This is a genomic window from Cypionkella psychrotolerans, from assembly GCF_001294535.1.
GTDB lineage: Bacteria > Pseudomonadota > Alphaproteobacteria > Rhodobacterales > Rhodobacteraceae > Cypionkella > Cypionkella psychrotolerans.
On sequence record NZ_LGIC01000062.1, the window covers coordinates 1 to 8,690 of the forward strand.

An 8,690-nucleotide genomic window follows, 5' to 3' on the forward strand; every position below is an offset into this window, starting at 1 on the left:
GGGCTATGGAAAAGAGTAAGACATCAAACCGTTATTCACCGGAGATGCGGGCGCGTGCCGTTCGCATGGTGTTGGAGCATCAAGGCTCCTATGAAACGCAATCTGCGGCAGTTGCTGCGATTGCCCCTAAGATTGGCTGCATCCCGGAGACATTGAGGGTCTGGGTTCGGCAGGCGGAAAAGGACAGCGGAGCACGGGAAGGTGCGACCAGTGCTGAGCGTGACAAGATCAAAGAACTGGAACGCGAGGTGCGCCAGCTTCGGCAGGCAAACGAGATCCTGCGCAAGGCGTCAGCGTATTTTGCACAGGCGGAACTCGACCGCCCGTTCAAGCCATGATCGACTTTGTTGATGATCATCGCGTGGTTTATGGGGTCGAGTCTATCTGCAGGGTGCTGCCGATTGCCCCATCGACCTACTACGCCTGCCTCGCTGTGCGCGCCGATCCGTCCAAGGCCTCGGCACGCCAGCAGCGGGATGCGGCTTTACGGCCAAAAATCCAGAAGGTCTGGGATGACAACTGGGAGGTTTACGGTGTCCGCAAAGCCTGGCGACAGCTGTGCCGTGAAGGTGAAGCCGTGGCGCGCTGCACCGTTGCTCGCCTCATGAAAGGCATGGGTTTACGGGGAATCGTTCGAGGAAAGGCCATGAAAACAACGATCCCCGACACGTCAGTGCCATGCCCACGCGACAAGGTGAACCGCAAGTTCCGAGCGCTAGCGCCAAATATGCTGTGGGTCAGTGACTTCACTTATGTCTCAACGTGGCAGGGCTTTGTCTACGTCGCCTTCGTGATCGACACCTTTGCCAACAGCATCGTCGGCTGGAAGGCATCGCGGTCTGCCAAGACCGACTTCGTTCTCGATGCACTTGAGCAAGCGCTTTATGCCCGCCGTCCAACCTATCAAGGCGGGCTTATTCATCATAGCGATCGCGGCGGGCAATACGTGTCCATTCGCTACACCGAGCGATTGGCAAATGCGGGCATTGAGCCATCCGTTGGCAGCGTCGGCGACGCCTATGACAACGCTTTGGCCGAAACGATCAACGGTCTCTACAAAACCGAGGTCATTCGGCGGCGCAGTTCATGGAAAACCATGGAGGAGGTAGAATTGGAAACGCTGAAATGGGTCGATTGGTTCAACAACAGGCGGTTGCTTGAGCCTATCGGAAACATCCCACCCGCAGAGGCAGAGGAGGCCTTCTATGAAAACCTGAACGCACTCGATATGGTCGCGTAACACGGACTAATTGGTCTCCGGAAAACCCGGAGCGGTTCAGTCCACCGTGCACGCCTCACCCGACAGGCTTTTTTCGGGTCTTGTCGAAGGGACGGTCCTAGAGACAGGAAACACAGGAGCTTCAAATGCAGAACATCGTCATCCTCGCCGGCAACATCGGTCAAAAGCCTGAGGTCCGCGCTACCCAAAGCGGCACCAAGATCACCAACTTCACCCTTGCCACCTCGCGCCCCCGCCTCGCCGAAGGCCGTGTGTTGCGTGACGAGAACGGCTACCGGATCATGGACACCGAATGGCACCGCATCACCTGCTTCAACGGTCTCGGCAAGACGGTCGCAGAGCATTGCGAAAAGGGCATGAAGGTCCTCGTCCACGGCCGCATCCACTACACCAAGTGGACCGACGCCACCGGCACCGACCGCTACGGCTGCGAGATCATCGCCGAGAAGGTCGATTTCCTGAGCCGCCCGAAATCGGCCGAGGCGGAAAACCCCGAGCTGGTCGACCGCGACGACGAGATCCCGTTCTGAACAGAACGGGGCCTCCCCAAGGCCCGGCGGGGAGACCCGCCGGGCTTCTGACGCCTGTGGCACGCGCTAGTGTCTATGGGCAACAAAAGAAGTGGCCTTGGCAGGTCTTTATCTACCCCCAAGCGCGCATTGATCGCCATCTGGAAATCCGCATTGGTGACCACCATACAAATCATCAATGCCGGTCTCGGAGCCCGGCATTGACTTGCCCCGACCCTGTCGCAATCAGGCGAGCAATAGCGCCTCCAAACCTCGATGATTTACAAAACGAGTGAGGCAAAAATGGGTGAAATGAATTTTGACGGTGGCGTCTATGAAACCCTGCCCGCCAAGGCCTATTGCGACCCAACGCTTTTCGCCACCGAAGGCGCGCAGATATTTCGCCGAAGCTGGCAACTGATCGGCCACGTCACCGACCTGCCCAACCCAGGCGATTACCGCGTCGAGGATATCAGCGGCTGTTCAGTCATCGTCATGCGCGGCACGGATGACGTTCTGCGCGGCTTTTACAATGTTTGCGCCCATCGCGGCCATGAACTTCTGTTGGGGCAGGGCTGCGTGAAAAAGCTCACCTGCCCATATCATGCCTGGACCTATGATACTCTGGGTCAACTCCGTGCGCTGCCGAACGAGGCGAATTTTCCCGGCCTTGATAAATCGCGCCACTCCTTGCGCTCAATCCGGCTGGAAGTATTCTTTGGCCTGATCTTGGTGAACCTGAACACTGACGCCCGCCCCTTTGCGGAAACCGCGGCCGACGCTATCCCCGAGATAAGTGCCTATGCCCCGAACCTTACCGCCTACCACCGCGCCGCGCGAACCGAACGGCTGGCGGCGGCCAATTGGAAGGTCGTGGCCGAAAATTTCAACGAATGTTATCACTGTGCCATCGTTCACAAGACCCTGACCAGCGGTGTGGTCGATCCAGATCAATACCGCACCCGCGGCCAGGAATGGGGCATTCATCACACCAGCCCTGCACGCCCTGATGCGCGAAAATCCTACAGCTATGCCGCTGATCCAGCAGCAAAAACCGATAAATTTCTGACGTGGTGGTTTTTCCCGTTGGTGGCTTTACAAGTTTATCCTGGCGGCATCGTGAACACTTACCGATGGAAACCCATCTCGGTGAACCAGACCAAGATCGAGGTTGATTGGTGGCTGCCTAACCCCACACCCAATGCGGTCGAGGCAGAGATCATCCATCAACACCGTACGACCACCTTTGCAGAAGACGGCCCAATCGTTGATTCTGTGCAAAGGGGATTGGAGTCAGGCGGATATAACACCGGCCCGCTGGTCGTGGATGCAGATTGCTCCTCGCAATCCGAACATCCCATCCTAGCCTTTGCAGCGCTTTATCAGGCCGCATTGGCGCGATAGGGCCGCAAGAAAGCTCTCAATTTGCAGTCTGTTACCGATAGCCGACCCGCCGACCATGCCAAAATACCGCGCGAGGTGAACGGTCGTTGGGGGGGTGAGGAAATGCGAGGCCGAAGGGTCGTGTTCACTGCAGATGAAAACGCCGCGTCGGGCCTACCTTGATCCGACTTTCACGAAGGAGAATTGACGGTGCTGCCTGATCCTTTTCCAATGATGCTCGATGAAATCGCAAAGGTCTATGACGCCGAGCAAGACCCGCAGGGGCCGCATACCGCGCAAACCCTCAGACTGACCCCGTCGCAGCTTCTCTTCGATATCGGCCCACCCTCCAGCTTTGACGCAGGCATCCGTGCGGTTCTGGCGACAAGTGGGCATCCCGTCGCACAAACTGCGATTGCAGCTTTGGAAAGGTTGCCGTGGGGGTCAAACCCTGTGGAAAGCCAAACCGAAAACGCCATAGCTGCGATGATTTCCGTGGCCACTTTGATGGGGCCGGAAGGGCCAATTCTCGCCCCGGATGTGCGGTTGGGCTTGGTCTACATGCAACCCGACAGCTTCTATCCTTTGCATAATCACGATGCCGATGAGACTTATGTGATTGTTGCGGGGCAAGCACTTTGGACGGCGGGGGATGATGTCAGGATCCGGTACGCAGGTGACATGATCCATCATCCAAGTCTTATGCCGCACGCCTTTCGCACGGGTCCCGAAGGATTTCTGGCGCTGTGGCGATGGAGTGGGGATATCAACACCCACTCTTATGCTTTCATCAAAGATCAGACGGCAGAGGCCTTGGCCTGACGCGGCGATTGCTTGACGCCAGGCTGGGCTAAGGGGCATTCCTCACCGCTAGCTCACAACCAGATCACGACTCGCTCAGTCATGGGTTCTGGTTTTTCCGGGGTCATAAACGGGGCTTTGAACCACGGTGGCGGTCGTTTCGATGCCGTCGGCAGATAAGGTCAGAACGCTACCGATGGCAATTTCTGGCTTGATATGCGCCAAGGCCAAGGACTTGCCCATCCGGTGCGAATAACATGGGCTGTTCACGATGCCGACCTCAACGCCGTCGTGAGACAACACCGTGCCGCCTGCAACCATTTCTGGCCAATCAATGTCCAGACAGACATTTCTGACGGCCTCTCGCCCTTTTGCGGCCATCAGGGCCGCTTTGCCTCGAAAATCGCCTTTGGCCTTGGCGATTGCAAAGCCAAGGCCGACCTCCCAGGGCGTGTTCGCCTCGGTCATATCATAGCCGTAAAACAACAGGCCCGCCTCGATGCGCACCTTGTCCAGCGCGGTGAAGGAACAGGGCATGACACCTGCGGCCACCAGCCTGTCCCAGATGTCGCCAATCACTGCGGTATCGGCAAAGATCTCATAGCCCCGCTCGCCGGAATAGCCGGTGCGCGACAACCGGCACGCATGGCCGAACAACCGGGCAGGCGCGTGTTGGAAATAGCCCAAGTCGGCCAGATCAATTTCGCAATGCGCGTTGAGGATATCGCAGGACTTTGGTCCCTGCACCGACAGATCATGCAGATCGTCGGTAAAGCTCACCTGCACATCGCGGCCCTGCGCTGATGCCATCAGCAAGGCCATGGTATCGCCCGACCCATGCACGATCATCCATTCATCGCCGCCATTGTTGGACACGATCGCATCATCCGCGATGGCGCCCGCCTCGGTCAGCACGCAAAGATACCTCAGCCAGAACCCGGTGATCGGCAGCTGGCAGGCGCTGATGGACTATTGTGCCGTGACCGTCCGCGGCTCGATCGAGCGTTTCCACGTGCTCTATCTCGACCGCAAGAACCGCATCATCGCCGATGAGCTTCTCTCGACGGGCACGGTCGACCATGTGCCGGTCTATCCGCGCGAGGTGATCAAGAGGGCGCTGATCCTGAACGCCAGTGCGTTGATTCTGATCCATAATCACCCTTCGGGCGACCCCACACCGTCAGAAGCGGACCTCAGCATGACCAGGGAGATTCAGAAGGGCTGCAAGTATCCCGGCCTGACATTGCACGACCACATCATCGTGGGAGCTGGGTCCGAGGTGAGCCTGCGGGCCTTGGGGAAGATCTGACGCTTGCGATGACCAAATGCCGCTGACCCTTCAAGGAAGAGGGCGGCGGTTTGGTCTTTGACGGTTTAAGGTGGGGAGAGAGGCTTCCTGCGCCGTCGGAGATCCCAACATGTTTGATCATTCGTTTCCGGCACCGACGCCCGTGTTCCCGATGCACCTGCAATCGGCGTTCGCCAACACCGCTGCAGATACCAGCCTGGCCTTTGACCTGACCACGCCTGACCACAACCCGGGGGCTGCGATGTCTGGCACTGCGCGGCCCATCGTGCTCGATCGCTTCGCCACGCTGGCCGAGGCTATGCGGGGGGCTATCGCGCTTGCGGACCAAATGGCCTGCGATGCGTCGCCGCAAATGCTGGTGATCCTTGATCGTGATGACCGTCTAGTTCTGGCCGGGGCCGCATCCGTGACTATGCCCCGCAGAATGCCACTCTCCACGGTATCGCCGACCGCCTACAAGCCGTGCAGCGGCGGAACTTCTACCAACTCACGGCTGAGGCAACCCACCGAGGCCGCTACTTTCACGAATACTGCATGATCATTGAGGTGGCGCGCGACAGCCCGATCTGGCAGCCGCCCACCGAGGATGCCGAGGAGATCGTGACCGAGGCGCTGCGCGAGCTCGCACGCTGGTTGTATCGGCAGCTCGAGGCTGAACATGATCACCTCACCTCTGACGATGCTATCGAGGATGGTATCATCGCGAACGAATACACCTTCACCGAAGCCGGTCGGCGGTTCGGGTGAAGTCGAAATGATCCGCATTGCAAACTGTCAGAAACTTACTTATATTTCTGACAGGAGATTGAACATGGAACGACTGTCAGAACAGATCATCCAGCACGCTTCCGCCTTGCCGGAGGGAACGCCGCTTGCAGCGAAGGGACTACTGCATCTTGGATCAAGGGCTGCGGTGGATCAGATCCTTTCGCGCCTGACCGAACGCGGCCAGCTCATCCGTGCCGGGCGTGGCGTTTATCTGCGTCCTGTTCAGACGCGGTTTGGTCAGAGAAGCCCTTCGATTGAGCAAGCAGTTGAGGCATTGGCACAGCAACGCGGAGAGGTCATCGTGCCGAACGGTGCAGCCGCTGCGAATGCACTTGGCCTGACGACGCAAGTGCCTGTCCGGTTGGTTTATCTGACCTCCGGACGCAGCCGAACCCTGACTATGGGAAAGCAATCTGTCGAGCTGCGCCATGCGCCGAATTGGCAACTTTCGCTTGCGGGCAAAACAGCCGGCCAAGCCGTCAGGGCTTTGGCATGGCTTGGGCCAGAGCAGGCTGAAGGTGCACTGCGGACGCTGAAATGTAGACTTTCAGCCTCGGATTTTTTGGAACTGGTGGCCGCAGCCCCGCAATATCCTACTTGGCTCGCATCCGCGGTACTTCGGTCATTTCATCGCAAGCAGCCCGAGATCCTCACATCAAACAGCGCTCATCAATGAGCGGGATCAGCAGTCCGGAATGCGATCATTGAGCTATTTCCTGTCAGTGCGCGCCGCCGCGGTCTTGTAGACGTCATTGCGCTCACGTTTTCCGACTGCCACAACGGTCACCGTGACCGATTGGTCTTCCACGCGATAGACCAGTCGGTAACCAGAAGACCGCAGTTTGATCTTGTAGTGATGCTCAAGCCCGTGCAGCGCATCCCCTGGCACACGCGGGGCCTCAAGCCGCTCGGCCAGCTTTTTCTTGAACTGCTCGCGAACGGTGCTGCCAAGTTTTTGCCATTCCTTCAATGCGGACGGCAGAAACTGAAGATCAAAGCTCATCAAGGCTCACACGCACCGGAACTTCGCTGGCGCGCGCGCGGACGATTTCTGCGAGCGCCAGGTCATCAAGTTGCTCGACCATCGCCTCATAGGCATCTGCTGGCACCATATAGGCCATGACCCGGTTGTGGTTGAGCACAGCCACGGCTTCGCCATCCGCTTTCGCCATGATGGCCGTCGGGCTTTTCTTCAGGTCAGAGACGCTGACCGCGATCTGTGCTTCCACACGCTGCATATCTTGCTCTCCTACTACAGCGACTCCGATGCGCTGTTGCATGCCGAATTTAGTACGATAATTCATACTGGAAATCAATCATTTTGAAACATTGCCGTTTTGAGAGACGAGGTGGCGAACATGCACGCGCGGTAGATCTAGCCGCCGAAAAGCCTGACGTCACTTGTTCCCGTCGATCCACTTCGACATGAGCCCCTTGTCGCGGAAGCATTCATCCGGGACGGCGCGGCGCTTGATGCGGGCGAGCCGCTCGGCAAAGGCCACCTGCTTGGATGACGGCAAGCTGTCGAGTGACGACAGCGGTTTCAGCTGCGCCTGCGCGTCGATCCAGGCGCTTAAGGAGCGCCGGTCTTGCTGAACTTCCCAAGGCAGGAGGGTCTGGTTCCGCAGTGCGAGGGACCGCGCATAGGCGATCTGGCGCGGGGTGGCGGACAGGGTGAATGTGCTGGCTTCCATGGGACATCTCCCTTGTGGCGTTGATCTGATATATAGAACATATCAGGAACAAAATCAAGCCGCGCGTCGCTGAAACCCGAGTTTGAGAGGCAGAGGGAAGCCGGGGAAGGGCAGGCCGGAGAGGCGGAAAGAGAGTGCCCTGCCGGTTTGACCCTGTCCCTCATTCCGGAGTTTCCCGATGACGTTTCAGACTGCTGTTGCACCAGTGCTGCCGCCGGTTGCCTTGCCGCAATCCCCAGACGGCATCGATGATGAGCAACACAGAAAACCCCGCTAACTCGCCTGGCTTTTCTACCCGACCGCGCAGCTTGAGATACCAATTGGCGGTTTCCAGCGTCTCGCTCAGATCGCCGCGCGACAGCATCATCGGGCAAATGATCCGGTGCGCCGCGACGGCCAGCACATCCTGCGCTTCTGATCCGCCGCCGAAAGTGTCGATCAGGATCAGATGCTCCTGATCTGGCTGCTCATAGATTTGCCCAATGGCCTCTGCCACCCGGTGCGCATCCAGCGTGTGGATCACTTCAACCAAGGGAGACCAGTTGCCCGCTGCTTGCCCTGCCTGCATCCACTTCAGGCAAGACTTCGAGGCATCGGTATCAAAAATCGTGACCGTCTCCCCCCGCACCGCAGCAGCAGAGGCCAGGGCGCGGCAGAGCGTACTCTTGCCTGAGCCTCCCTTGCGGTTCATCACCAACACAACGCGTATTCCGTAACCCATACCACCTATCCCACTTCACCGATTGCATTTCTCGCAATGCGCATCGCGTAAATCTTTTATCTGAACGCATATCTCTTTTATCCGAATCCACATTGCGGATATCAGAATTCGGCTCGCGCAAATCTTATTGCGCAAGGCGTATCTCTTTAATCCGTAATCTGATTACTGGATGCGTATCTCTTTTATCTGATCGCGCAATGCGTGTATCCTAAGGCTGAACCCCGAACACGCAAGGCTGATGCCACAAGACGCATCCCACACATCC

The 8,690-nt window shown here is 58.1% G+C and carries 11 protein-coding genes, 1 pseudogene and 1 other annotated feature; of the genes and pseudogenes, 7 read left to right on the forward strand and 5 right to left on the reverse strand.

Annotation, left to right across the window (positions count from 1 at the left end):
- Window positions 1–5 precede the first annotated feature (5 nt).
- From AKV04_RS12940 to AKV04_RS12955, 4 genes are all read left to right on the forward strand, one after another.
- Window positions 6–1,240, forward strand: a protein-coding gene (locus AKV04_RS12940; protein ID WP_156317376.1) for an IS3 family transposase whose coding sequence is annotated in 2 segments (ribosomal slippage) — window positions 6–300 and window positions 300–1,240 — 1,236 coding nt in all. Because the reading frame shifts where the segments join, the coding sequence is not laid out codon by codon here.
- Window positions 293–409, forward strand: a sequence feature (AL1L pseudoknot). Its footprint overlaps the gene before it by 117 nt.
- 125 nt (window positions 1,241–1,365) lie before the next feature.
- Window positions 1,366–1,770: a single-stranded DNA-binding protein gene (locus AKV04_RS12945; protein ID WP_054006851.1), complete on the forward strand. Its 405-nt coding sequence runs from the start codon at window positions 1,366–1,368 to the stop codon at window positions 1,768–1,770.
- Between the two features lie 282 nt (window positions 1,771–2,052).
- Window positions 2,053–3,153, forward strand: coding sequence for an aromatic ring-hydroxylating oxygenase subunit alpha (locus AKV04_RS12950; protein ID WP_162232875.1), 1,101 nt, complete (start codon window positions 2,053–2,055; stop codon window positions 3,151–3,153).
- Window positions 3,154–3,342: 189 nt separating this feature from the next.
- A complete protein-coding gene (locus AKV04_RS12955) occupies window positions 3,343–3,954 on the forward strand; it encodes a dimethylsulfonioproprionate lyase family protein (protein ID WP_156317521.1) in 612 nt (203 codons plus the stop codon).
- Between the two features lie 75 nt (window positions 3,955–4,029).
- On the opposite strand, the gene AKV04_RS12960 is transcribed toward AKV04_RS12955, so the two are convergent.
- Window positions 4,030–4,809 (reverse strand): aminomethyltransferase family protein, encoded by a 780-nt coding sequence (locus AKV04_RS12960; protein WP_235815633.1) that lies wholly within the window; start codon window positions 4,807–4,809, stop codon window positions 4,030–4,032.
- A 16-nt stretch (window positions 4,810–4,825) separates the two neighbouring features.
- On the opposite strand from AKV04_RS12960, the gene AKV04_RS12965 reads away from it, so the two are divergent.
- The 3 genes and pseudogenes from AKV04_RS12965 (at window position 4,826) to AKV04_RS12980 (ending at window position 6,686) form a co-directional block, all read left to right on the forward strand.
- A complete protein-coding gene (locus AKV04_RS12965; protein WP_054006859.1) occupies window positions 4,826–5,242 on the forward strand; it encodes a JAB domain-containing protein in 417 nt (138 codons plus the stop codon).
- A gap of 399 nt (window positions 5,243–5,641) precedes the next feature.
- A pseudogene (locus tag AKV04_RS12975) lies at window positions 5,642–5,989 on the forward strand (antitoxin of toxin-antitoxin stability system); the annotation flags it as partial.
- A gap of 7 nt (window positions 5,990–5,996) precedes the next feature.
- Window positions 5,997–6,686, forward strand: a complete 690-nt coding sequence (locus AKV04_RS12980; RefSeq protein WP_235815635.1) for a DUF6088 family protein — start codon at window positions 5,997–5,999, stop codon at window positions 6,684–6,686.
- A 33-nt stretch (window positions 6,687–6,719) separates the two neighbouring features.
- On the opposite strand, the gene AKV04_RS12985 is transcribed toward AKV04_RS12980, so the two are convergent.
- The 4 genes from AKV04_RS12985 to AKV04_RS13000 form a co-directional block, all read right to left on the reverse strand.
- Complete coding sequence (locus AKV04_RS12985) at window positions 6,720–7,013, reverse strand: type II toxin-antitoxin system RelE family toxin (protein WP_054006855.1); 294 nt, start codon at window positions 7,011–7,013, stop codon at window positions 6,720–6,722.
- Complete coding sequence (locus tag AKV04_RS12990; protein ID WP_235815636.1) at window positions 7,003–7,314, reverse strand: type II toxin-antitoxin system Phd/YefM family antitoxin; 312 nt, start codon at window positions 7,312–7,314, stop codon at window positions 7,003–7,005. The genes AKV04_RS12985 and AKV04_RS12990 overlap by 11 nt, the downstream gene beginning before the upstream one ends.
- Window positions 7,315–7,407: 93 nt before the next feature.
- Entirely contained in the window at window positions 7,408–7,704 is a 297-nt protein-coding gene (locus AKV04_RS12995) for a hypothetical protein (RefSeq protein WP_054006857.1), read from the reverse strand.
- Window positions 7,705–7,864: 160 nt separating this feature from the next.
- Entirely contained in the window at window positions 7,865–8,398 is a 534-nt protein-coding gene (locus tag AKV04_RS13000) for a nucleotide-binding protein (RefSeq protein WP_268871795.1), read from the reverse strand.
- Window positions 8,399–8,690 lie beyond the last annotated feature (292 nt).

What these genes read in the sequence shown, in the direction of transcription:
- AKV04_RS12945 (WP_054006851.1), top strand. Translation starts at nt 1,366, where the DNA reads ATGCAGAACATCGTCATCCTCGCCGGCAACATCGGTCAAAAGCCTGAG.
- AKV04_RS12950 (WP_162232875.1), top strand. Translation starts at nt 2,053, where the DNA reads ATGGGTGAAATGAATTTTGACGGTGGCGTCTATGAAACCCTGCCCGCC.
- AKV04_RS12965 (WP_054006859.1), top strand. Translation starts at nt 4,826, where the DNA reads ATGGCGCCCGCCTCGGTCAGCACGCAAAGATACCTCAGCCAGAACCCG.
- AKV04_RS12980 (WP_235815635.1), top strand. Translation starts at nt 5,997, where the DNA reads ATGATCCGCATTGCAAACTGTCAGAAACTTACTTATATTTCTGACAGG.
- AKV04_RS12985 (WP_054006855.1), bottom strand. Translation starts at nt 7,013, where the DNA reads ATGAGCTTTGATCTTCAGTTTCTGCCGTCCGCATTGAAGGAATGGCAA.
- AKV04_RS12990 (WP_235815636.1), bottom strand. Translation starts at nt 7,314, where the DNA reads ATGAATTATCGTACTAAATTCGGCATGCAACAGCGCATCGGAGTCGCT.
- AKV04_RS12995 (WP_054006857.1), bottom strand. Translation starts at nt 7,704, where the DNA reads ATGGAAGCCAGCACATTCACCCTGTCCGCCACCCCGCGCCAGATCGCC.